Genomic DNA, 25,340 nt, shown 5'->3' with positions numbered 1-25,340 from the left:
CGGGATTTGTCGGATTTTGGGATGATCCAGATACACTACAGTAGGAACTGATTCAAATCAAGATTGAGAATTTCGGAGAACGATGATTCGGTAGTCAGTCCGCCATCGCCAAAACGATAGCGGAGCCATTGCTGGGTTTTGTAGTTGTAAACAAAACCCTCGCGGATGCCGTAAACATCTTCGTCAATGAGCCGGATTACCTTGGCAAGATCATGTCTAAGGCCTTGGTTCTGACAAACTTCGATTATAAGCTTTGTTTCTTCGTTCGAATGGTCATAGAGAATAACATCGGGCACCGGGCTGGCATAGCCCTCGGCGATCATTGTTTCGGGTAAGGGTTCGTACGGAATTTGTCCTGAACGGAAAAAAGGGTATAAACCCGCTGTCAACCGAGCAATAACACTTTGATGAATTATAGGAGCATTCACCCCCATTTCATCCTCTAAAACGAGGCTTTTGAGTGAAACTGGATTAATGTAATGCATGCTCTATGTAACGAGTTTTACCAAAAATACTATAAACGAGGATGTTTCGCAATTACCTGAAAGTCGCTTTTCGCACACTCTGGAAAAATCGGACGCATACGTTAATCAACGTTATTGGCTTGTCGGTGGCGTTTGGTACGTGCATTTTGTTATTTCTGACGGCTTCCTTTGAGTTGTCGTACGATACGTTTCATACGGACGCTGATCGGATTTTTCGTTTGTATTTTCTGTCGTCTAATCGAGATGGATCGCCCGACAAAGGAGCAACCATGCCGTATCCTATTTCGCCAATCCTTAAGGCCGAGTTTCCTGAAATCGAAGGCGTAACGCGTTGGTTCGACCGGAGTGCGAGCATTCGACGGAATAATCAGACCTACACAAAAGATGTGCGAATGGCTGATGCCGATTTTTTGCAGATGTTCACATTTCCCATGACAAAAGGGAATGCGAAAACAGCCATGAAAAGCCTGAGCGATATTGTGATCAGCGAACGTACGGCCAAGGATATTTTTGGGGATGAGGATCCGGTTGGTAAACCGCTGGAGTTGCGGATGAATGGCAACTGGCAAACCTTTAACGTAACCGGAGTCGTAAGCGAATCCCCTAAAAACTCGTCGTTTACCTACGATGCGCTGGTACGTAGCGATAACGCGGGCGATTACCAGGAATTTAAAGATCGCTGGGATCATGGCAATCATGATGTCTATGTAAAACTGAAACCTGGTGTTGATCCGCAGGCATTACAGCGACGGACCCAGGCGATGATGGACAAGTATTTTGCCTCCGATATTCAGGAAAGACAAAAACAGGGCTATCCAAAAAATGAACTGGGCTTTCAGCGGAGTGTATTGTTTCAGCCTTTATTGACTGTTCATTTCGATACCGAAACAACGCATGGGATGGGGATTAGCCAGACCTACGTCTTTACGTTGTTACTCGTTGGTCTTTTTATTCTGGCCATTGCCTGTATCAATTTCATCAACCTGACTATTGCCCAGTCGCTGTCTCGGGCGCGTGAAGTTGGCGTTCGGAAGTCACTGGGGGCGCAACGTGGTCAACTATTTGGCCAGATCTGGGGCGAAACACTGCTTTTATGCTTCGGATCGCTGGCAATAGGGCTCGGTATCGCCTACGCTATACTGCCTATATTCAATAAGATGTTTAAAAGTCAGTTAACGCTGGATGACTTTCTGACGCCAACTGTGTTACTGGCTACGGGTTTGGGCTTTTTGCTAATCTCTCTGATTGCTGGGGGCTACCCGTCCTGGTTTGTGACCCGATTCAATGCCGTTGAGGTATTGAAAGGGAAGGTGAAAGTCAGTCGGCCCGGCTTGCTGCGTAATTCGCTGATTATAACTCAGTTTACGATTGCCTGTCTGCTGATTGTGTGTACACTCATTGTTCGCCAGCAAATTTCGTATCTGCAACAGAAACCAATGGGGCTCGATAAAGACCAGGTAGTGAGTATTCCGGTAGGAGGGGAATTGAATAGTACGGACGTGCTGAAAGCTATGCGGGATCGCTTGTCGAATCAACCCAATATCGTAGCCGTATCAGGAACAGGCGTGAACATTGGATATGGTCTGGATGGGGGTTCATCGCGGATGATGTACGGGTTTCAGTATGGCAAGCGTGATATTACCTGCGACTGGCTTCGGGTGGATACGGATTACCTGAAAACATTGGGCGTCAAGCTGCTGCAAGGACGTGATTTTAGCGCTACGTACAGCACTGATTCAAGCAATGCTATTCTCATTACGCAGAGTATGGCCAAGCAATTGGGCGAGACTAATCCTGTCGGTAAATTTATCAAACCCGACAATAAGCAGTTTCAGATCGTTGGTGTTGTTTCCGATTTCAATTTGTACTCGTTGCACCAGGAAGCTAAACCGATTGTGATGCACATGCAGGCGAATTCGCCGGTCCAATACATTTTGGTACGTGTCAATCCGCACAACTTAACGGGAGCCATGGAGACCATCAAAACGGTCTGGAAATCAATTGCGCCTAAACAGGAGTTTAGCGGCTCATTCCTTGACGAGAATACCGAACGTTGGTATAAGCGAGAGCAACGGCTGGCCACTATTTTCTCGTCGGCTGCCGGAATTGCCATCGTTTTGTCGTGTATGGGTTTGTTTGCGATTGCTCTGCTGACCATTCAGCAACGGACCAAAGAAATTGGGGTTCGCAAAGTACTGGGCGCTTCCGTTGTCAGTATTGTTGGATTGCTCTCCAAAGATTTCCTTAAACTGGTGATTGCGGCCATTGTTATTGCCAGTCCTATTGCCTGGTATGCAATGGACAAGTGGTTACAGGATTTTGCCTACAAAATTGATATTGAATGGTGGGTATTCGCTTTGGCGGGCGTAGTAGCCATCGTCATTGCCTTGCTAACGGTGAGTTTCCAAAGCGTGAAAGCGGCTCTGATGAATCCCGTCAAATCGTTACGTTCTGAATAAAACCATCCCGTAGAGACGCAATACGTTGCGTCTCTACATCATATAACCATGCTCAAAAACTATCTCAAAATCGCCTGGCGAAATCTGGCTAAATACCCAACCACAACGGGTATCAATCTGATTGGCTTAACACTTGGGCTGACTACGTGTCTGCTCATTTTGTTGTTTGTACGGTACGAGAGTGGGTTTGATCGTTTCCATCCACTGGGGGAACGGGTATATCGAATTAACGAAGTCGTTAAAACCGGGGATGATCTTGAGAAATCCGGTATTGTTCCCTATCCGCTGGGTGATGCCATACGTAGTGATTTTTCAGACTGGCCAGTAGTTGCCAGTATTCATGCCGAAGAAAATACGTCTGTAGTGATTTCGCCGGAGAAAATTCTGTCGGAATATCGGGTGCTTTTTGCTGAGCCGCAACTGTTTGATCTGTTTGCCCTGACTATGAAGGTCGGCGACCCTAAAACCATTCTCTCGCAGCCCAATCAGGTGATTTTGACGGAGAGTGCGGCCCGTACGTATTTCGGAAATGCGTCGCCCATTGGGAAGACCTTCCGGCTGGGCGAAACCGTTAGGCTACGTGTGGCGGGAGTCATGCAGGATATGTCAGCGCAGACGCATCTGAAATCGAGCATGATTGTCTCCTACAAAACGCTGAAATCGTATCTTTCCTGGGATATTACGCAGTGGGGACTACGTTCGTCGGGGAGTGTTTACGTGCTTTTGCCCGAAGGTCGGCAACCCGATCAGTATGCCAGCCGATTAACTAAAGCGTCGAAGAAGTATTTTGCCGATGAAAATCGATCCGGTAGCGAACGCCATCTGGCTTTACAATCTATTGAGGATATTCATCTGAATCCAGAATTTGAAGGGAGTCCGTTCGTTCCGGCTATTGAGCCTACCTATCTATGGGTTTTTGGAATTATTGGCCTGTTTGTCTTATTGATTGCCTGCATCAATTTTGTGAATATGGCTACGGCAAGAGCTACCACACGGGCCAAAGAAGTGGGTGTTCGAAAAGCGATTGGCGCTACCTTTAACCAGTTGATTGGGCAGTTTTTGGGCGAAGCAGTATGGCTGTCGCTTCTATCGGCAACTATGGCCGTAGCGATTGCCTATCTGGTGTTGCCGACGCTCAATGGCTTCCTGCAGAAACAAATTACGTTCGATGCGCCGATTGTTGTTGGCTTTATGCTGGTGCTAGCCTTGCTGACCGCTCTGTCGGCCGGTACGTATCCCGCCTTTTTTATGGCGAAGTTAAAGCCTGTCAAAGTGCTGAAATCAAGAGCTGATATTGGGCGGGGGAGTCAGGGCTGGATTCGTCAGGGATTGGTAATTTTTCAATTTTCTGTATCGATCATCCTGGCGGTTGCGGTGCTGGTGATTTACCAGCAAATGAAACTGTTTCGGGAAAAAGATCTTGGTTTTAGCCGCGATGCCGTTCTGACGGTAGCTATTCCTGATCCGGAGAAAATTAGCGACGCGCTTCGTCAGTCGCTGCACGAGATTCCGGGAATTGAGCATATTTCGTTTGGTATTGGTGCCCCTACGTCGCGAAACAACTTCAACACGGGTGTACATCCTGACCCAGCGAATCCAGCTAAGCGGATAAATGTCAATATTAAGACCGTTGATGCCAATTACCTCCAGACTTATGATTTGAAATTGGCAGCAGGCCGTTTCCTGACGGATGCTGATACGTTAGCAATCACGAAAAAAATACCGTTCGAACAACGGCGCTACGTATTCGTGGTCAATGAAGCATTAACCAAAGCGCTGGGGTATACGAAGCCAGAACAGGCGTTGGGTCGCAAAGTACGTATTGGACTCAACGACATCACGGCCGAAATTGTAGGGGTTGTTCGCGACTTTCACGCGAGTTCGCTTCGGGAGGCTATCAATCCCGTTATCATGCTCAACTTCGCCCACTATTATTATTCTGCCGGATTGAAATTACAGACCAAAAATTATCCGGCAACCATGGCCGCTGTGGAGCGTATCTGGAAGCAGTATTTCCCCAATTCGCTGTATGAGGCCGAATTTCTAGACCAGAGCCTTCAGAAGCAGTATGAAGAAGAAGCAAGGCAATTTATGCTGCTACGCATTTTTGCCGGTCTGGCACTGGTTATCTGCTGTTTGGGGCTTTGGGGACTAGCCACCTTTACCATCGAACGACGGACCAAAGAAATTGGGGTTCGCAAAGTGCTGGGCGCGTCGACGGCCAGTGTCGTTACGTTGTTGTCGAAGGATTTTCTAAAGCTAGTATTGATTGCTCTATGTATTGCCAGTCCCATTGCCTGGTATGCAATGGACCAATGGTTGGCCGATTTCGCCTATAAAATTGCCATCGAATGGTGGGTTTTTGCCGTAGCAGGCTTATCGGCTGTGACGATTGCTTTGGCAACGGTGAGCTTCCAAAGTGTGAAGGCAGCGCTGATGAATCCGGTCAAATCATTACGTAGCGAATAAACCAATTCCTCTCTTCCCATGCTTAAAAACTATTTCAAAACAGCCTGGCGCGGTTTGCTTAACAGCAAAGTGTATTCCATTATCAATATTGGTGGATTGTCTATTGCCTTAGGAATCGGTATTCTTTTGCTTTGGTGGGTAAAAGGAGAACTTAGCTACGATCAATTTCATGCAAAAGCCGATCAGATTTACCGGGTCAATGGTGGGTTAGGTGGTGAGGATGGCCAACAGTTTGGCTCCTATACGGTGGCACCTGTGGCAACGGTTGCCAAGCGCCAGATTCCGGGTGTTCTGGAAGGAGTTCGTGTGGCCCCCAGCAATGAAATGTCGCCCTTCAAGGTAAATGGCAAGTCGTTGGTTGAGGAAAAAGCTGCCTTTGTTGACCCGGCCTTCTTTACCCTGTTCGATTTTGACTGGGTAAAAGGAAATCCTAAACAGCCATTTAAGGATAATCAATCGGTTGTATTGACGGAGTCTGCCGCCTTGAAATACTTTGGTTCTGCTGATCCGATTGGGAAACAACTCTACTCGGTGCCGAACAAACAGAGCTTTGTTGTGAGCGGATTGATTCGTGATTTTCCCGACAACTCGAGCTTAAACTACAATCTTCTATTCCCCATTAACATACTAGCCAATCAATATAAAGGGAATCCCGGCGATTTCTGGAAATCGATGGATTCGGATTGGGGTAACTGGTATACGCAAACCTTCATACAGGTTCATCCTCAGGCAAATCTGGCTGCTATTGCTAAGAAACTGGGTGATGTTCATCATGCCAGCAATAAATACGATCAGGTGTCAATATATCGCTTACAGTCGCTGAACGATATTCATCTTTATCAGCCTGGCGGTGCGCCCGGAGCTATGCAGGAGGTAAGAATGATGGGTATTGTAGCCCTGATTTTACTGGCTATCGGTTGTATTAACTACGTGAATCTGGCTACGGCGCGGGCATCGCAGCGAGCTAAAGAGGTGAGTGTTCGGAAAGTAGTAGGAGCGGGGCGCCGACATCTGGTTGGACAGTTTTTAGCGGAATCGGCCTTGATCTTTGTGATTGCGCTGCTGGTGGCCATTGTGCTGATTAAAACGCTGGAATCGACGTATCAGGAGCTGACGGGTAAAACCCAGCCATTTTCGCTGGCCGATCCGCAGGTTTGGCTGGTTTTGATTGGGGCTCTGACCTTTACATTGGCCATAGCAGGGATTTATCCGGCTTTGGTTTTATCGTCCTTTGAGCCACTGAAAGTGCTACGTGGTAAAATGGCTACGGGTGGTAGAAAAATAACCTTCCGGCAAACGTTGGTTGTTACGCAGTTTGCGTTCTCAACGGCCTTAATTGTCGGTACGTTGGTTATTGGCAACCAGTTACGGTTTCTGCGGGAACGCAACTTAGGCTATGATCGGGAAAATACGATTGGCTTCTGGATGACAGAAGAAATGGCCAAACATTACGATGCGGTAAAAACTGAACTGATGCGTCAGCCAGGCGTAACAGCCGTTACGTCCTCCAATGGGAATCTATTGAATATTAATAATTCTACGGGAGATACGGACTGGGATGGCAAAAAGCCGAACAGTATGTTCATTGTTCGGCCCATGCGGGTTGAAAAGGATTTTATTAAAACCTTTAAGCTGAAAATGGCTAGTGGTGAATCGTTCACTGGCTCAAAAGCCGATTCGGCTCATTTTATCCTGAACGAAACTGCCGTCAAAAATGCAGGAATCAACGATCCGATTGGTAAACGGTTTAAGCTTTGGCAGACAGAAGGGACGATCATTGGCGTGCTGAAAGATTTTCATATGGCATCCATGCGCGCCAAAGTAGAACCCGCTGTTTTCTTCTATCGGGAGAATAATACATTCGGGCGGATCTATATCAAAACCGTGGGTCGGGATATTCCGCAGGTTATTACCGCTGCTGAGCAACTCTGGAAAAAATACAGCCCCGATTACCCGTTCGAGTACAAGTTTATGGACGACCAGTTCAACGATATGTATAAGTCGGAGCAGCGAACCGGGCGTTTATTTAACTTCTTTGCCAGTATTGCTATTCTGGTCTCCTGTCTGGGATTGTTTGGTCTGGCAACGTTTACGGCCCAGCAACGGACCAAAGAAATTGGCATTCGGAAAGCATTGGGCGCTTCCATTACGGGGATTATTGGCCTGCTATCCCGCGATTTCCTAAAGCTGGTAGTTATAGGCATAGTAATCGCGTCGCCCATTGCCTGGTGGACAATGGACAAATGGCTGGCTGAGTTTGCCTATAAAATAGATATTGCCTGGTGGGTGTTCGTTGCGGCTGGCCTGCTGGCCATACTCATTGCGCTACTGACGGTGAGCTTCCAAAGTGTGAAGGCAGCGCTGATGAATCCCGTCAAGTCGTTACGTTCTGAATAGTTTGACAGGTAGTGATTGCTGGTATATACTGGCTTTTCTGGGAGCGCCATTACCCCGGTAATCACTACGATTTGTGCCTTCTTTATCGTAAAAATCATGCTCAAAAACTATCTCAAAGTGGCCTTCCGTTCGTTGGTCAAGAATAAGGTATATACGTTGACCAATATTGTGGGACTATCCATTGGATTAGCCGCCTGTGGATTGATTGCGCTGTATATTGTTGAGGAGTGGCGAGTTGATCGGTTTCATGAGAAAGGCGATCGTATTTTTCGGGTAGTGACTAATGTAGTGGAAAAAGGACAGTCTGTTGTTGCTTCCACAACGGTTGGCCGTCCCGTTGACCAGGCTATTAAGCAGGACATCCCCGAAGTAGAAGCAGTTGTGTCAGTGCGGGGAACGAGCCTGCCCATAAAACACAAAAACCGCTATTTTTTCGACAAGGAGCTATTCGTTGGGGAAGAGTTTCTGACTACGTTTTCATTCCCTCTGCTGGAAGGCAATCCTAAAACAGCCCTCCGTGATCCCTATACACTGGTTCTGACAGAATCAACGGCTCGCAACTATTTCGGCACTACGTCTGTGCTGGGTAAAACGTTGATGTTGAGCGATACGCTATCGTTTACAGTGACGGGGGTTATGGCAGATCTGAAGCCATCGCACATGAAATTTCAGGTTCTTCTATCCATGCCTACGTTCTTTGCTATGGAAGGCAGGGAAAATGAGGCATGGTTTACCTGGGATGAATATTGTTACGTAGTACTACCCGAGAAGGCGAATCGCGCTCTGGTTGAATCGAAAATTGCTGCGCTGCCAATGCGATACAACGGGCAGGAATACCGAAATAATGGAATGCACGTAATTCACTCGCTGGAGGCACTACCCTCGATTTATCTGCATTCCAGTAGTCTGCCGGGCAGTTTGTCCGGTAGTGCTAAACAACTCTATTTGCTGGGGGCTATTGGGCTATTTCTGCTCGTATTAGCCTGTATCAATTTTATTAATTTAAGTACTGCTCACCAGGGAGAACGAGCCAAAGAAGTCGGTATTCGTAAAGCGATTGGAGCTGCCTATTCGTCGCTGGTTGGTCAATTCATTGGCGAGTCGTTGCTATTGGCTTATCTGGCTGGGTTTGGGGCATTATTGCTGATGGTTCTTGCCTTGCCATCACTTAATGAATTAACAGGAAAGACTATTTCATATTCTGTTTTGACGCAACCCCTGAGCCTGGGCATTGGATTTGCGTTCTTGTTGCTGACCGGACTATTGGCTGGTTGGTATCCTGCTCTGCTGCTGGCACGATTCCGCCCTGTTGACACCATGAAAGGGCAGGCTGTTACGACAAAAGGGGCCTGGCTACGTCGTGGGTTGGTTGTGTTTCAGTTTTGTATTTCGCTGGTGCTAATTAGTAGCACTATAGTTGTGGTGCGGCAGTTGCGTTTTATGCAGAGCCAGAAGCTGGGTTTTGACAAAGAACGCGTATTGACGGTCGAACTGAAGAAATTACCTCGTATGCAGTTCATCGAAAACTATGAGGCTATTAAGCGTCAGGTGGCCGCATTGCCTAATGTGCAGACCGTAACGGGTGTTAATGCGTTGCCGGGCCGAAATGGGTGGAGTGGACAGGTCGTTTATCCGGAAGGCCGTCCGCGTGAGCAAACGCTGTCGCTGGAGGTTATTCCGGTCGATCATGATTACGCCAAAACGTTAGGCTTAACCATACGGAACGGTCGTGATTTCTCCCGGCAATTTACTACCGATGCCGGTCATGCTGTGCTGATCAACGAAGCGGCCTGCAAAGCCATTGGCTGGACGCCCGACCAAGCCATTGGGAAAAGTATTGAAACCGCTGGCCTGGAAAAGGGCCAGATTGTAGGTGTTATTCAGGATTTTCACCAGCATGGTTTGCAGACGAAAATAAAACCAATTCTAGCTTTTATTACGCCTGCTTATACCTACAGTTACTTAGCGCTTCGCCTGGGGGCGGGCGATCTGCGAGCATCGGTTTCAGAGGTAGAACGTTTCTGGAATAGTCGTTTCCCTAGTTATGACTTTGAGTACTTTTTCCTTGATGACGATTTTAACCGCCAGTATCAGTCCGAGAAACGATTGTCTACGCTGGCGGCTGTGTTTTCGGGTTTAGCCATTTTTATTGCCTGCCTGGGTCTATTTGCGCTTACTACGTTTACGGCTGAACGACGTACGAAAGAAATCGGCGTCAGGAAAGTGTTAGGGGCGTCGATCATCAGTATCGTCGGATTGCTATCAAAAGACTTTCTGAAGCTGGTCCTGATAGCGATCATCATTGCATCGCCACTGGGGTGGTGGGCCATGAATCAGTGGCTGGCCGATTTTGCCTATAAAGTCGAGTTATCCTGGTGGGTATTTGCGTTGGCAGGCGCTTCAGCCATTCTGATCGCCTTACTGACGGTGAGTTTCCAAAGCATGAAGGCGGCTCTGATGAATCCCGTCAAATCGTTACGTTCTGAATAAAGCTATCACGTTGAAGTGCAATACGTTGCGTCTCATCTGGTTTACGTCTCTACTCAATAAAACGTATGCTCAAAAACTATCTTAAAATCGCCTGGCGAAGCCTGCTCAGACAGAAAACCTTCGCGTTTATCAACATCATTGGTCTAACGGTTGGGTTAACGTGTTGCTTTCTTATTCTGCTGTTTGTCCGACACGAGCTAAGTTATGATACCGGCCAGTTGAAAGCCGACCGGATTTACCGATTGACGTATCTGCCTAAATTTGCAGGTCTCAAAACGCCATTGGCGCTGACGCCACCACCGGCATCGCCTTTGCTACCTTCGGCTTTTTCAGAAATCGAGAAGTCGGCAAGAATATACCAGAGCAATGCAACGGTAGAAGTAAAAAAAGAAGGCCAGTCGCAACCCGTTAAATATGATGAGGAGCGTTTCTTTTTTGCGGATTCAACCCTGCTCGATATTTTCTCGTTTCGCTTTAAAGAAGGGAATCCGCGTACTGCACTGAAGGATAAGTTTACGGTTATTATTACCGACGAAACAGCAGCTAAATATTTTGGCAATCAGTCGCCAATCGGCAAAACGATGCTGTATGAGGGGAAACATCCATTGACCGTTACGGGCGTGGTTGAAAAATTTCCCGACAACTCACATATTCATATCGACCTGCTGGCAAACTACGAGACCATGTTTGCAACAGAAAGTGAATATGCCCGTCAAAACCTGCCTCAAAACTGGATTATTACGCATTCCTCTACCTACGTACTGCTACGTCCGGGTCGTTCGCCCGAAACGGTCAATGCCCGGTTTCCGCAGTTCTTGTTGACCCATGCCAACAAGCAGTTTGCCAAAGATATTGAGTACAAGTTGCAGCCGCTACGTGATATTCACCTCAATCCGACTGTTGATAGTAATCTGGAGCCACCGGGCAGTATGACGTATATCTACGTCTTTATCGGCATTGCTGTGATGACGTTGCTGATTGCCTGTATCAATTTCGTAAACTTATCAACGGCCCGGTCGCTGAAGCGGGCCAAGGAAGTGGGTATTCGGAAAGTGCTGGGTAGCGAGAAGGGCCAACTGGTTGCTCAGTTTCTGGGTGAGTCCTTGTTGCTGACTGTCATTTCGCTCGTGTTTTCGATTGTTCTGATTTGGGTGTTGCTGCCTGTTCTCAATAATCTGACAGGTAAACAGCTGACCATGACGTATTTCCTGTCTGACGGTTGGTTGCTGCTGCTGTTTGTCGGGTTAACGATAGCAACAGGATTACTGTCAGGTAGTTATCCTGCTTTTTTTGTATCTCGGTTTCAGCCGATTGCTACGTTGAAGGGAAGTTTTATGAGCGGTAAGGCAAAAGGAGGAGCTGTGCGGCAATTGCTGCTGGGGATTCAGTTTGTGGTTTCTATCGCGTTGATTATTGGTGCGTTGGTTGCTTTTCGACAGCTACAGTTTCTGATGAACCAGCCAATGGGTTTTCAGAAAGATTTGATTATAACGGCAGGTACACGTAACGACAAGATCTCCAACGTATTCACCATACCGACCGATAGTACGTATCAGCGCCTGAAAACATTCCGGGATGTTATTCTTCAGAAACCAAACGTAAAGGACGTAACGCTGTCGAATCGACGGTTAGGGTTTGGGGCTGTGCAACGTAACGTAATACCGGAAGGGCACACGCAGGAGGAAACGCTATTTATTGGCGCCATCGGTGTCGATTTCAATTTTATCAAGACCTATGGATTGGCGTTTGTGGCCGGTCGTGATTTTTCAGAAACGTACCAGACCGATAAAACGGCGGCTTTTATCATTAATGAAACGGGCGTTAAACAATTGGGCTGGAAGTCGCCTGACCAGGCTCTTGGGAAAACGGTTAACCTTGAAGGGAAGCAAGGGAAGATCATCGGTGTGCTGAAAGATTTTCATAATCGCTCGCTTCAGGCGCCCATTGAAGGTTTGTTGATGACTATCGATCAGCCGATGCTGAATCTGTTTTCGATCAAAATTGCGAATGAGAATAAGTCCGAAACGATTAAAGCGATTCAGCAGGAGTGGGATAACTACTTCCCGGAAAAAGGATTTGCGTTCGAGTTTCTGGATCAGAGTATTGCCCAATTGTATGAACGCGAACAACGCTTGAGTAGTCTCATTGGTTATTTTGCGGGGCTGGCCGTATTGATTTCCTGCCTGGGACTGTATGGGCTGGTTTCACTCGTTACGCAGCAGAAAACGAAAGAAATTGGCATTCGGAAGGTGCTGGGCGCTTCGGTTTCCAGTATCGTACAGCTTCTGTCTAAAGACTTTGTAATACTAGTCGGTATAGCGCTCATCATTGCGTCGCCGTTGGCCTGGTATGCGATGGATACATGGCTGACCGAATTTGCCTATCGCGTGTCGATAGCCTGGTGGGTATTTGCCCTGGCTGGCGTGTTGGTTGTTGCCGTAACCTTACTGACCGTCAGTTTTCAAAGTATTAAAGCCGCCCTGGCGAATCCGGTAAAAAGTTTACGTAGTGAGTAACCTGAACCGCCAGGCCGCCCGGCGGTTCGGACTGTCCACTGCCGTACGGAATCTGTCCGAAATCGGACAGATTGTAATCTTGTTTCCGTATAATCGTCTGTAAGTCAGTGGGAGATGAGCTTGGCATGATACTGGTAGTGAACACTTTAGATTAGTATGCCCTGTTCTGATTAAGACACAACCACTGCCGCTATATGAAAACGCTACTTTCTCTTTTGTTCATCGCAATCGGCTTCAGCGCAGTGGCGCAACGGTCGTCGTTTAGTAAAGAAGTAACAACTGATGGTCAGCAGCTTCGGATTCGTGTGGATGCCGAGCGCAATGGTCAGTCGGTTCATTACAACCGTACCTTCGACGTATCGGAGCTGGACTCCAGGGCTGTAAAAGCGCTTGAAAGCCAGGTTCTTGATTCGCTGGATCAGGCTTTTGATGGACGATATGCCGGTGTATTCAATGACCGGAAAACCGACAGCCGTTCCAGACGGAAACAATCATCAACCGAATCGTCAATGGTGGCCAGTGTTCAGGTAGACGGTAATAGCATGCGCTATGAATCGACTGAATCAAAAAGCGCCAGAGAGTTGTCAATGAGCGATGTAGCACCATCGTCCGTTATTCATCGGGAAGACAAAGAAAATGGCCGTCTTTGGATGCAGTATACATTCCAGAAAGACGGAGATGAACTCGTGTTCGAACGTACGGCCAACGTTCTGGGCAAAAGTGAAAGCGAGAAAAAAGCCATTATCCGAGAAACGGAACGTAGCCTGGGTATCAAATCGGTTGCCCAATAATCGTTGGTATGGTTCAAAAGAGCACAGGGAAGCCAGCAACCTTAATTGTGTTCTTCTACATAAATAACCCGAATGGCAGGAAATGGCAGCGTGTTTGTGCCACTTCCTGCCATTCAGATTTTCAGGACAACCTCTATGATCGAATAGCCCATGCTCAAAAACTATCTCAAAATCGCCTGGCGCGGACTTCTCAAAAACCGCCTTTTTACCTTTCTGAATTTAGTTGGATTGGCCACCGGGCTGGCTGTAGCGTTGTTGCTCACGCTCTACGTCCAAGACGAGTTTCAGTTTGATCGCTACCATAGCAAAGCCGACCGGATTTATCGGGTTATAGTGCATGCTACGTTCGATGGAAAAACTATGGTCTGGGGAAATGCGCCCAACGCGGTAGGGCCTGCTATGAAATCGGAGGTGCCCAGTGTTGAGCAGCAAGTTCGTTTGCTACGTCATAATTTTGGCGAGACGGCCTTTGTTAATTCGACAGATAAAAAGTTTGCCGAAAAAAACGTTTACTGGGCCGATGGCAGCCTGTTCGATCTGTTCGATATTCCACTGATACACGGAAATCCTAAAACGGCACTCGATGGTCCGCATAAAGTAGTGTTAAGTCAGGCAACGGCTAATCGGTATTTTGGCGACGAAAATCCAGTTGGGAAAGTGCTGTATGTAGATAGTAAAGATACACTGCACGTAACGGGTGTTTACCAGACTTTTCCGGGTACGTCAACGCTGGACGCGGATTTGATCGGGTCGTTTAGTAGTGTACGCTGGGCGCAGCACGCCAGTTGGGGCAATGCCAGCTTTGAAACATTTCTGTTGCTGAATCCTAAAGCCACTATGACTCAGGTAGAACAGCAGATGGGTGTTGTGCTGACTAAACACGTACCGAAGCAGGATCAGTGGTTTACGCTATCCTTACAGCCGCTTACGGATATTCACCTTCATTCGGCAGAAATTATGAAATCGGATACGCGGGTTGGCGATATCCGACAGGTGAAAATCCTGTTGATTCTGGCCATTGTGGTGCTGCTGATTGCCTGCATTAATTACATGAACCTGGCTACCGCAAAAGCCCAGATTCGTTTTCGTGAGGTAGGCGTGATAAAAACGGTTGGCGCTTCCATGAAACACCTGGTTACCCGATTCTATCTGGAAACAGGGTTGATGGTATGTATTGCACTGCTGTTGGGAGTTGGTATTGTTGTGCTGGCGCTACCCTTTTTTAATCAGTTGACGGGCAAGCAGCTTCCGTTTACATCGCTCCTGATGCCCGAGATAGTAGGAAGTTTATTGCTGATCGGTTTGCTGATTACGCTTATTGCTGGCTCTTACCCGGCCTTTTATCTGTCGTCTTTTTCGCCGAAATACCTGCTCAGCACTACGTTCCGCAACCAGTCGGGCGCAGGTTTATTCCGGCGGTCGCTGGTGGTGGTTCAGTTTACGGCTTCCGTCATCTTGATGGTCTGTACGTTTATTTTTTATCAGCAACTCCGTTATATCCAGAACCAGAAACTGGGGTACGAGCCAACGCAGGTCGTGGCCATTACAACGGCGGCAGCGAAAGATAAATCCCAGCTCGACGCGTTGATGAACGATTTCCGAAGCCTAAGTACTGTCGTCGATGTTTGCCGGGCTCAAACCTTCCCGGGGGCGGCTGGCAGTGGTCGCAGCCTGACCAAACCCAATGCATCGGGCAACGCTACCGATCAGGGAATGGCTGTTCAGACCAATCGGGTTGGCAATGAGTTTATGAATGTGCTCGGATTAAAACTGCTGGCCGGACGTACATTACCCGCCGTAAAAGACCCGAAGGACACGACCATACAGGTTGTATTGAACAAAACGGCCGTTACGTATCTGGGCTTCACTCCCGAAAAAGCTATTGGGCAAAAAGTTCGTAATCTGTTCGATGGTGACCGGACCGAGATCGTTGGTGTTGTTGATGACTTTCATTTTGAGTCCTTGCATACACCCATTGGGGCCTATGCCTTTCATAACGCCGACACAGAAGGGCGTCCTTATCTGTTAGTTAAAACGAGAACCGGCCAATTAGCTGAAACCATGCGTCAGCTGGAACAGGTTTTCCGCAAAGACCTGCCTGATTCGGCTTTTGAATTTACCTTTCTGGACGATTTTCTGAATTCACTCTATCGTACCGAGCAACGTACGGCACAGGTTGTGATGATCTTCTCGGCCCTGGCTATTCTGATTGCGTGCCTGGGTCTATTCGGTTTGGCAGCTTTCACGGCCGAGCAACGGACGAAAGAAATTGGCGTTCGCAAAGTGCTGGGCGCTTCGGTGGGTAGTATCGTTACGTTGCTTTCCACAGATTTTATGAAACTGGTTGTTGTAGCCATACTGATTGCATCGCCCATTGCCTGGTACGCTATGAATCAATGGCTGAGTGACTTTGCCTATAAAATTACGATCGACTGGTGGGTATTCCTCCTGGCGGGTTTGCTGGCAGTGGGGGTAGCCTTACTGACTGTCAGCTTCCAGAGTATCAAAGCCGCGCTAACCAATCCCGTGAAGTCATTACGTTCTGAGTAAATGGTGAAGGGTTTAGGGCAGGCTACAGCCTTCATAGCCCTAGGCTCTTCGCCCTAGACCCTTACCGTTTATGTTCAAGAACTATCTGAAAGTTGCCTGGCGGAATCTGATTCGCAACAAAACCTTTTCGACGATTAATGTCCTGGGTCTGGCGCTAGGAATGGCATCGAGCCTGCTTATTGTGTTGTGGGTACAGGACGAATTAAGTATTGGGAAGCAGTATGCCAATGCGGATTTGCTGTATCGGGTCATGGAAAATGAAATTGCCGATGGACGAACCGTAACCGACGAAGATACGCCGGGTATTCTGGCTGACGAACTCAAACGACAATTTCCCGAAATACGCTATGCCGCCGGTTTTTCGTCTGAGGAAGACCACGTATTGAGCGTAGAAGAGAAGGTATCGCGGCAAACCGGATGCTTTGTTGGGGCCGACTGGTTTAAGATGTACAGTATTCCCCTGTTATCGGGAACGGCCGAAACGGCGCTCAACGCACCGAATCACGTAGCGATTTCGCGTAAAGTTGCCCAAACATTTTTCGACAGCCCGCAGGCTGCATTGGGAAAATCTATTCGGTTTAATAACAGGACGGATTATCAGGTTGCCGCCGTTTTTGAGGATTTGCCTTATAACTCAACCGACCAGTATGACTTTCTGCTAAACTGGAATACGTATTTGAAACGGGAGCCCTGGCTCAATGTATGGGAAAACGGTGGGCCGGGAACTCGTCTGCAACTGCGGCCGGAAGCTGATCCTGAGAAGGTCAATGCAAAGCTCAGAACATTTCTGAAAGGGCGGAATAAAGACATCAATGCTACGTTCAATATTGAGCTGTTTTTGCAGCCAGAGAAGGATGCTTATTTGTACTCGAACTTTAAAAATGGTTATCGCGATGGTGGTCGTATCGAGTATGTGCGGCTCTTTATTATCGTAGCCGTTTTTCTGTTGCTGATAGCGGGCATAAACTTCATGAACTTAGCCACCGCCCGTTCTATCAAACGGGCGCAGGAAGTAGGCGTTCGAAAAGCAGTTGGGGCCAAGCGTCTTTCGTTAATCTGGCAGTTTATGGGCGAAGCCTTTTTGATGGCATTGCTGGCACTGATTATTGCCGTAATACTGGTTGATTTAGCCTTGCCTGTATTTAACCAATTGACAGATAAACAGCTTAGGCTTCCTACGAACCAACCTGTTTTTTGGGGCTTTCTGTTGGGCCTATTGGTCATAACGGGATGTGTGTCGGGAAGTTATCCGGCGCTATTTATGTCGTCGCTTAGTCCGGTTCGGGTGCTGAAAGGTTCGTTACGTATCAGTGCCGGAACACAGCTATTCCGACGCGGTCTGGTGGTTTTCCAGTTTGTATTATCGATTCTGATGATTGTGGGTACCGTTGTTGTGTACCGGCAATTGCAGTATATCCAGACAAAAAACCTTGGTTTTGATCGCGAGAACCTCATCGATGTTCCTGGTGAAGGAGACATTGGTCGGAAGTATTTGTCATTCAAGCAAGAGTTGTTGCAGCAACCTGGCGTTGAGTCGGTGACGCATATACAAACGAATCCACTACGTAATGGCAATACGAGTGATGGAGTAGAATGGCCAGGCAAAAACCCTACTCTGTCTATTCAATTTAATAACACCGCTGTTGGCTACGATTTCGTGAAAACCATGAAACTTACGTTGGTTGGCGGACGCGATTTCTCTCCAGACTTTAGGACTGATTCGACAAACTATCTCATTAACGAGGCAACCGCCCAACGACTTGGCTATAAAGATCCGGTTGGTCAGCCACTTACTTTCTGGAAACGACCAGGTAAGATAGTGGGCGTACTAAAAGATTTTCATTTCAATTCGCTTCATGTGCCTATTCGGCCACTTATTGTTCGTCTGAGCGAAGAACAGGCGTATGGGCATATCCTGATTAAGACACAGCCCGGCCAGACGAAACAGGCGCTTGCTAGTATTGAAGCCGTTTGCCGAAGAATGAATCCAACGTTCCCATTTAGGTACTCCTTCGTAGATGCCAATTTTCAGAAAGCGTACAAAAGCGAAACGGTTGTCAGTACGTTAACTACGCTTTTTGCTGGTATGGCGATTTTTATTGCTTGCCTGGGCCTGTTTGGTTTAGCTGCTTTTACGGCCGAGCAACGGACGAAAGAAATTGGCGTTCGCAAAGTGCTGGGCGCGTCGGTGGGTAGCATTGTTACGTTGCTTTCCAAAGATTTTATGAAATTAGTGGGGGTGGCTATTGTCATTGCTTCGCCATTAGCCTGGTACGCCATGAGTAAATGGCTGGACGGTTTCGCCTATAAAATCGAGCTATCGTGGTGGATGTTCGGGCTAGCCGGATTGATGGCGGTGGGTATTGCGCTACTAACCATTAGTTTCCAGAGTGTCAAAGCCGCGCTGATGAACCCGGTAAAATCATTACGTTCTGAGTAAATCAGGTATACAGAGCCGGAATGGCTGGGAGTGCTGTTGCGGCTTTATCAATAACCTTTATGCTTAAAAACTACGTCAAAATCGCTATTCGGAACTTGTGGAAACACAAGACATTTGCTGGTATCAATATTCTGGGATTAGCTCTTGGACTTGCTATGTGTTGGTTGCTGGTTCAATACGTTCGGTTCGAACAGAGCTACGATCAGTTTATGGGCGACAAACCGATTTATCGGGTTGAGACTATGTTTTCGAAGGGAGGGAAGCAAAAAGAGCATTGGGCGACGACTTCCAATGGGTATGCGCCTGCTATGAAGGCTAATTTTCCCGAAATAGAAAATTATACACGTATTTTCTGGCGAGGTTCGGAGCGGGTTGTTCGCTACGAAAATCAGAAATTTCGGGAACCGCACGTTTGCCTGGTCGATTCCAATTTCTTTACCTTTTTTGATTACCCTGTTTTGCTTGGCGACCGTCGGACGTTTCTGAATGAACCCAATACGGTTGTTCTGTCCGAATCGGCGGCACGTAAATATTTCGGGTCGCAAAATCCGGTCGGGAAAACGCTTGAGATCAGTACGCTCGCTAAAACATTGAATTGCCAGGTGACGGGTGTTTTTGCTGACTTGCCCGCTAATTCAACCATGCAGTTTTCGATGCTGATTTCGGGTAAAACGGCTACGTCGAAGTTCTGGAATTTCTGGTATCAGCACGCCAATTATACGTTCGTACAGCTCAAGCCGAATGCTGACCCTGGTCGCGTTGAAGCCAAATTCCCGGCACTTGCTGAGCAGTATAAAACGGAGGAGGCTATGAAAGATGATACGTGGGGTATAAAGTTAGTTTTGCTTCGGGATATTCATCTTAACCCGGCCACGCCCAATGAAATCGAAATCAAAGGCAACCGCAAAGCCGTTCAGTTTTTGTCCATCATTGCGTTTGTTATCCTGTTGATCAGTTGGGTGAATTACAGCAATCTGACAACTGCACGGGCCATGTATCGAGCTAAAGAAGCGGGTGTTCGGCGGATGGTGGGTTCGTCGAAGCGCCTGCTGTTGCTTCAGTTTGTTGTCGAATCAACGCTGGTACATGCGCTTGCTCTACTGGTTGCGTCAGGATTTGTCTTAGTTGCTACGTTGCTCTTGCCCGATTCCCTTCACTTAAACTCTGTAAGTCTCATCTGGATAGAGCCGTTGACTTTTGTGGGATTCCTGGCTTTATGGCTTTTAGGGATTGTTCTGACAGGTGTTTATCCGGCTACGGTGCTCTTGCGGGCGTCACCAGCATCGGTGCTAAAAGGAAAGTTTCAGCTTTCAGTAACTGAACGTCCGTTACGTCAGTCGCTGGTGGTGGTTCAGTTTACTATCTCGGTTATTCTGCTGATTAGTACGCTAGTTGTTTATAGGCAGACGGCTTATATGACCAGCCAGAAGGCGGGGGTTCTGACTGATCAGGTTGTTGTGTTAAAAGCGCCGGTAAACACCGCTGATTACGGCCCTAAAACGGAACAGTTAAAACGCCAGTTGGCCTCCCTGGCGGGTGTGCTGGCTGTAACGAGTTCTGGAGCCGTTCCGGGTAAAGAGGTTGGTCAATTTTTAGCCAATCGGCGTTTTGAAGCGCGTGCTGCCGATAATCGGCTCTATGAAATGCTACAGGTCGATCACGAATTCATTCAGACGTACGGCTTGCAACTGGTGGCCGGACGCGGTTTTGATCGGAATCGACCAGCCGACTCAACGGCCTTGGTAATTAATGAGTCGGCAGTAAAACAATTGGGTTTTACGTCCAGCGAACAGGCGTTAGGGCAACGTATCGCTCTGGAGGTTACGCCCGGCCATCCTAACGAAATTATTGGCGTTATTCGTGATTATCACCAGCGCTCGCTCCATCATCCGTTTACACCGGTTATGCTCTTTATGGACCCGGCTTACAAGTGGATTCCAACCGACTTTTTTTCGGTCAAAATACATACGGCCGATCCACAGCCGTTGCTTAAAAATGTGGAAACGATCTGGAATCAGCTTTTTCCGGAATCGTCGCTGGACTACTTCTTTCTGGATGAATTCTATAACCAACAGTACCAGCAGGATCGCCAGTACGGTATTCTGTTTAGTATTTTTTCGTCGCTGGCTATTTTCATTGCGTGTCTGGGGTTATTCGGGCTGGCTACGTTCAGTGCCCAGCAACGGACGAAAGAAATTGGCGTGCGGAAAGTGGTCGGGGCATCGGTTTTCAGTATTGTTGCCCTGTTATCGAAAGACTTTTTAAAATTGGTGTTCATTGCCATTGTGGTGGCATCGCCCCTGGCCTGGTACGTAATGACTCAATGGCTCAATGATTTCGCCTATAAGATCGACCTGTCGTGGTGGATTTTCGCGCTGGCGGGTTTGCTGGCGATTGCGATTGCGCTGATAACCGTCAGTTTCCAGAGTGTGAAAGCCGCCCTGATGAATCCGGTCAAATCGCTACGTTCAGACTAGCTAAACCGTTGGGCTTCGCTGCAATCTCGATTAAAATAAATTAGCGTCTTACGCCTGATGGAGTCTGTTGGGGTAACGTGGTAGGGCCATGCACCTTAATGACACCGTTGTCAACCTGCATCCGATCCAGAAAAACCACGCGTTGATCGCCGGTTTTAGCCGTTCTGGCATGGTAGACGCAGAACATCTCTTTGCCATCCGGCGAGTAAGCAATGCTATTGTGGCCCGTGCCCGTGACAATGCCGCCCGAACCTGTGTTCTTCTGAACAATCGGGTTGTTTGACGCTTTTTGATACGGTCCCAAAGGCGAGCGGGAGGTGGCGTACCCGATAGCATAATGCTGACCCCCAAAATAATTGGCCGAATACATCATGTAGTACGTGTCTCCTTTCCTGAACGTGACAGAGCCTTCGGTCCAGCGTCGGTTGACTTCTTTAGCCGTAACGGATCGACTTTCCCATTCCGATTGCTTATCGCCCAGCTTTACCGGGGGACGTAGTAAAAGAACCGGCTCCCCAACGACGCCCGAAAAATCAGCTTTAAGCTCGACACCGTATACCCAGCTTTCTTCGATCTCGTTGAACCACCCTTGCCGACGCGCTAAGTCAGCCACTTCACTGTCGACAGGATGTTTATAGCAGCAGCGGGAATAATATAAATATGCTTTGCCATCGGAATCAAACAATACGTTAGCATCAATGACGGGATAGCCCGGATCAAATAGGGGTTGGTTGCCCAGGTCCACAAAGGGTCCAGTTGGCTTATCCGCTACCGCCACCCCAATGCGGAAATTTTCCTCCTCGTGCTGGGGGTTAACTTGCCATTGGGCACTATAAAACAAGTAGAACTTACCTTTCACTTCATAGACTTCCGGCGCCCAGTAAGCCCCGCCCCACTTTGCTTTAGGATCACTCCAGCCATTGGGATTGTTATGAAAATAGACCTGTCCTTCCCGCTTCCAATTCACCATATCGGGGGATGAGTAAGCCACAAAACCCTTATCGGCCCCTGCGCCAGTCCCATACATATAGTACGTACCGTGGGTATACAATACATACGGATCTCCAAATTCGACAGGTAAAGGATTGGCGAACGTGAGGTTAGCTTTAGGTGAAGCTGGCGTTGTTTGTGCTGGCGAAATACGGATTATCAATAGGGATAAAAAGAGAAAAAGAAGCCGTTTTTGAGTCATGATAAAATCGATTCTGTCTTGCGTCTGTAAGCCAATTGTCAGGAGGGGCTGGACAAAAAAAGACACTTTTGAGCGTAGACTACTATAATAGACGATAAATGATGAGGCTGCTGACCTCGCGGACTCGCTCACTCCTTAGTGGAAGTTCCTTTCGGTCGGGCTACATCTTGTCCCGCCTGTAAAACTGCCTGATTAACCGCGCGAACTCGATCTGTGTCCATCTTTTCAACTTCCCGGTCGTACGTTAGCAGGCCGTTCACTTCGTGCTCGACATCGGTGGTTTGGGTGTATATTGCTACGCTTAGCCCTCTATACCGCATTAATTGCTCAACCTGATCCAGCAGGAAGACGTAGCGGTCAGTTAGGGCCGCTTTTGTCGGCTCGTAAGCGTAAGCATTATTTTCGACTGGCCACATATGCCCCCGCACAAACAAACCCACGCCCCCGAACTCACCCAATGAAGCCGCTCGCTTTTCGTCGGGTTCCGAGGCTTTGTTGGGTCCTACGTAAATATGCGTATCAACAAAATCACCGTTTTTAGGGTCGCCGTACGCTTTTTGATAGGGCGGATTATTGTTAAAACCCGAATTGCCATTGACCAGTCGGGACGGATCATATTGCTTGACCCAGTCCGTTATAGCCACTACGTCGAAGGCGCCCCAGTTTTCATTGAAAGGCACCCAGGCAATAATAGATGGTGAATTGTAATACGTATCCATGATGGCTTTCAACTCTTGGCGAAACTGGGTCCGGGTGGTTAGTGTATCTTCGTTGGGATACCAGATGGCAGGCATATCCTGCCACACCAGCAGTCCTAGCTTATCGGCCCAGTAATAGAAGCGCTGAGGCTCGGTTTTCATGTGTTTCCGAATGAGGTTATACCCGGCTTTTTTGGTATACTCCATATCAAATTTGAGGGCCTCTTCGGTTGGGGCGGTCAAAATACCATCTGGCCAGTATCCCTGGTCGAGCAGACCTAGCTGCATAACGAACTGCCCGTTCAGTAAAGGGCGGACTACACCATTGACCTTTCCGAGACTAACATCGCGCAGGCCAGCGTAGCTCATTACCTCATCCGATCCATGCCCCTTAGCTCCCTTTAGACTAACCTTTACGTCATACAGAAATGGGGAATCCGGTGACCACGGTTTGGGGTTGGCAATGGGTAGGTAGAGAGCCGTTCCGGCCATTCCCTCGGCCCGAGCTACTTCCGTTTTTCCATCCAATACAACTGCCGTAATAGGAGCCGACACAGTAGCTTTAACTTCCAGCTTCAGGCGTTTACCCGCCAGGTCGGGAAGCAGACGCAGGCTTTGGATATAGTCGGTATTGACTGGTTCGAGCCAGACGGTTTGCCAGATACCGGAGCTAAAGGTATAATCACCCCGGGGACCATTTTTTCCGGAAGGTGTGCGCCCATCATTGGCATCGTAAGCGGCCACGACTAAACTATTGGCCCCTTTTGTTAGAAAGGCGGTGATGTCGAATGAAAAAGGATCATAGCCGCCAGCATGGCTACCCACTTTCTGACCATTGACAAAAACAGTAGCCTGATGATCGACAGCCTCAAAGTGGAGCAGGATCTGCTTGCCAGTCCAGTCAGCGGGCAGCGTAAAGCTACGCTGGTACCACATGTTGATCTCCTGCTTTCTCTTGATACCCGACAGCACTGATTCTGGACAATAGGGTACTCGTATTTTTTCAGTAGTTGTAGGGAAATCGATCGCGCGGGTGGGGTTGCTGGCCGAAGCAACCGATTGGCCGCCCTGATAGTTCCAGATGCCGTTCAGGCAAAGCCACTGACTACGCTGTAACTGCGGACGGGGGTATTCACTGAGTGGCATTGAGGCCGCCAACGCAGCTTTTGTCCAACGGGTTGGTAGGTCGGCTACCTGTGCCTGGATAGTCTGGGTAGTAAATAAGAAACTGATTAGGAGAAGAAACCGGTAAAGGGAATGGCTATCTTTACACATAGAGGGGTTGATACAAGGGTACATCTAAATTGGTGTTATTCTAATCTACGTACAGTTTCGAATATCGGCTAATTTTTACAAAACGAGCGGTGTAGGCTTACATTTCCAAATGTAAAAATTAGCCGATATTCGAAATTGCACATAATTTAAATATAGAAATCTAATGCAAATCCTATGTCACAAATTGACATCAATCTAGTAGAAGATTATGAGACTGCCACTGACACCATGCAATCGCTCCTTGTTGGCAGATACTACCCTATTACTCTAAATGGATTTAAACTACCCCAGGAGCTAATTCAGAGCTTATCCGGTTCAGCAAAAGGTCTATTTGAAAGAATCGGCAACCATCAACTAGTTGCAAGGCGATGCCTAACAGAGATCAAATTCCCTTCAAAAATCAACCCCAAAATACAATGGATGCTTCACTGGGAATTAGACTCCTATTCAGTTTTAGTACGATCAGCATTCGAATGTCTATTAACACTGGAGCACATTTATCTAAACAGTCCATCAGTTGACGAACTATTGCTAAGATATAATCTATGGATATTTAGCCAAACAAGAGCTTATTGCAAAGCAATAGCGAAAGTCGATCCAAGCTTAGTTACAAGTGCAGAAAACGAAGTCAGTAAAATGCTAAAGGCAACCCAAAGTTTACCGATTTACTTAACATTAGATACGAAAAGCCAAGCAATTATTGATGGCATGAAGGATTACAAAAAGAAAGCTTTTTGGATGTATTACATTGACAATAACTCTCTCGAACTTGTGGATGGATCATGGAAAGGGATTTCAAAGAGATTATCTCCTTCCTTAGAAAACGTATATGGCCTTTTGTCTGAAATGGCCCATCCAACTTTGATGAGCACCTATATTATAAATGGAGATAAACGCCCAAAGCTACACTTCCAACCAAACATTCATATTGCACTTGGCCTTTTGGTTTGTAGCTTATCTATCAGGGCCGCTTGCTTATGCTACACAGACGTAGCTGCCAAATTCAAAGAATTACCAGCCCAAAACCAAGAGTTAATCAATAAGCAGTTAAAGCATTGGCTTGGAGACGGCTCGGAATTATAACTCATCCGAACCTTATCA

13 protein-coding genes are annotated in these 25,340 nt (G+C 47.6%); 10 read left to right on the top strand and 3 right to left on the bottom strand.

Annotated elements, in window-relative coordinates:
• Positions 1–35: 35 nt before the first annotated feature.
• On the bottom strand, positions 36–485 hold the full coding sequence (locus GK108_RS22425) for a hypothetical protein (RefSeq protein WP_163953334.1): 450 nt from the start codon (positions 483–485) through the stop codon (positions 36–38).
• A gap of 41 nt (positions 486–526) precedes the next feature.
• On the opposite strand from GK108_RS22425, the gene GK108_RS22420 reads away from it, so the two are divergent.
• The 9 genes from GK108_RS22420 (at position 527) to GK108_RS22380 (ending at position 21,074) form a co-directional block, all read left to right on the top strand.
• Positions 527–2,944, top strand: coding sequence for an ABC transporter permease (locus GK108_RS22420; RefSeq protein ID WP_163953332.1), 2,418 nt, complete (start codon positions 527–529; stop codon positions 2,942–2,944).
• A 48-nt stretch (positions 2,945–2,992) separates the two neighbouring features.
• Positions 2,993–5,413, top strand: coding sequence for an ABC transporter permease (locus tag GK108_RS22415; protein ID WP_163953330.1), 2,421 nt, complete (start codon positions 2,993–2,995; stop codon positions 5,411–5,413).
• Positions 5,414–5,431: 18 nt separating this feature from the next.
• Positions 5,432–7,810 (top strand): ABC transporter permease, encoded by a 2,379-nt coding sequence (locus GK108_RS22410; RefSeq protein ID WP_163953327.1) that lies wholly within the window; start codon positions 5,432–5,434, stop codon positions 7,808–7,810.
• 96 nt (positions 7,811–7,906) lie between these two features.
• On the top strand, positions 7,907–10,300 hold the full coding sequence (locus tag GK108_RS22405) for an ABC transporter permease (protein ID WP_163953325.1): 2,394 nt from the start codon (positions 7,907–7,909) through the stop codon (positions 10,298–10,300).
• 65 nt (positions 10,301–10,365) lie between these two features.
• Positions 10,366–12,816, top strand: coding sequence for an ABC transporter permease (locus tag GK108_RS22400; RefSeq protein ID WP_163953323.1), 2,451 nt, complete (start codon positions 10,366–10,368; stop codon positions 12,814–12,816).
• A gap of 194 nt (positions 12,817–13,010) precedes the next feature.
• The gene (locus GK108_RS22395) at positions 13,011–13,607 is read left to right on the top strand and encodes a hypothetical protein (protein ID WP_163953321.1); all 597 of its coding nucleotides are present in this window, start codon (positions 13,011–13,013) and stop codon (positions 13,605–13,607) included.
• A gap of 150 nt (positions 13,608–13,757) precedes the next feature.
• Positions 13,758–16,157 (top strand): ABC transporter permease, encoded by a 2,400-nt coding sequence (locus tag GK108_RS22390; protein ID WP_163953319.1) that lies wholly within the window; start codon positions 13,758–13,760, stop codon positions 16,155–16,157.
• A 70-nt stretch (positions 16,158–16,227) separates the two neighbouring features.
• A complete protein-coding gene (locus tag GK108_RS22385) occupies positions 16,228–18,597 on the top strand; it encodes an ABC transporter permease (RefSeq protein WP_163953317.1) in 2,370 nt (789 codons plus the stop codon).
• Positions 18,598–18,656: 59 nt separating this feature from the next.
• Positions 18,657–21,074, top strand: a complete 2,418-nt coding sequence (locus GK108_RS22380) for an ABC transporter permease (protein ID WP_163953315.1) — start codon at positions 18,657–18,659, stop codon at positions 21,072–21,074.
• A gap of 40 nt (positions 21,075–21,114) precedes the next feature.
• Here GK108_RS22380 and GK108_RS22375 read toward each other — a convergent pair whose 3' ends face one another.
• Together GK108_RS22375 and GK108_RS22370 are read right to left on the bottom strand one after the other, a co-directional pair.
• Positions 21,115–22,266 (bottom strand): glycoside hydrolase family 43 protein, encoded by a 1,152-nt coding sequence (locus tag GK108_RS22375; RefSeq protein WP_163953313.1) that lies wholly within the window; start codon positions 22,264–22,266, stop codon positions 21,115–21,117.
• 128 nt (positions 22,267–22,394) lie between these two features.
• Positions 22,395–24,239, bottom strand: coding sequence for a glycoside hydrolase family 2 protein (locus tag GK108_RS22370; protein WP_163953311.1), 1,845 nt, complete (start codon positions 24,237–24,239; stop codon positions 22,395–22,397).
• Between the two features lie 174 nt (positions 24,240–24,413).
• Between GK108_RS22370 and GK108_RS22365 the strand changes: the two genes are divergently transcribed.
• Positions 24,414–25,322 (top strand): hypothetical protein, encoded by a 909-nt coding sequence (locus tag GK108_RS22365; RefSeq protein ID WP_163953309.1) that lies wholly within the window; start codon positions 24,414–24,416, stop codon positions 25,320–25,322.
• Positions 25,323–25,340 lie beyond the last annotated feature (18 nt).

It is taken from the genome of Spirosoma terrae, assembly GCF_010435915.1.
GTDB lineage: Bacteria > Bacteroidota > Bacteroidia > Cytophagales > Spirosomataceae > Spirosoma > Spirosoma terrae.
This window is presented reverse-complemented; position numbering and strand designations above follow the sequence as displayed.

Bases quoted from the DNA above. Each gene is read 5' to 3' on its own strand.
- GK108_RS22425 (WP_163953334.1), bottom strand. From the start codon at position 485: ATGCATTACATTAATCCAGTTTCACTCAAAAGCCTCGTTTTAGAGGAT.
- GK108_RS22420 (WP_163953332.1), top strand. From the start codon at position 527: ATGTTTCGCAATTACCTGAAAGTCGCTTTTCGCACACTCTGGAAAAAT.
- GK108_RS22415 (WP_163953330.1), top strand. From the start codon at position 2,993: ATGCTCAAAAACTATCTCAAAATCGCCTGGCGAAATCTGGCTAAATAC.
- GK108_RS22410 (WP_163953327.1), top strand. From the start codon at position 5,432: ATGCTTAAAAACTATTTCAAAACAGCCTGGCGCGGTTTGCTTAACAGC.
- GK108_RS22405 (WP_163953325.1), top strand. From the start codon at position 7,907: ATGCTCAAAAACTATCTCAAAGTGGCCTTCCGTTCGTTGGTCAAGAAT.
- GK108_RS22400 (WP_163953323.1), top strand. From the start codon at position 10,366: ATGCTCAAAAACTATCTTAAAATCGCCTGGCGAAGCCTGCTCAGACAG.
- GK108_RS22395 (WP_163953321.1), top strand. From the start codon at position 13,011: ATGAAAACGCTACTTTCTCTTTTGTTCATCGCAATCGGCTTCAGCGCA.
- GK108_RS22390 (WP_163953319.1), top strand. From the start codon at position 13,758: ATGCTCAAAAACTATCTCAAAATCGCCTGGCGCGGACTTCTCAAAAAC.
- GK108_RS22385 (WP_163953317.1), top strand. From the start codon at position 16,228: ATGTTCAAGAACTATCTGAAAGTTGCCTGGCGGAATCTGATTCGCAAC.
- GK108_RS22380 (WP_163953315.1), top strand. From the start codon at position 18,657: ATGCTTAAAAACTACGTCAAAATCGCTATTCGGAACTTGTGGAAACAC.
- GK108_RS22375 (WP_163953313.1), bottom strand. From the start codon at position 22,266: ATGACTCAAAAACGGCTTCTTTTTCTCTTTTTATCCCTATTGATAATC.
- GK108_RS22370 (WP_163953311.1), bottom strand. From the start codon at position 24,239: ATGTGTAAAGATAGCCATTCCCTTTACCGGTTTCTTCTCCTAATCAGT.
- GK108_RS22365 (WP_163953309.1), top strand. From the start codon at position 24,414: ATGTCACAAATTGACATCAATCTAGTAGAAGATTATGAGACTGCCACT.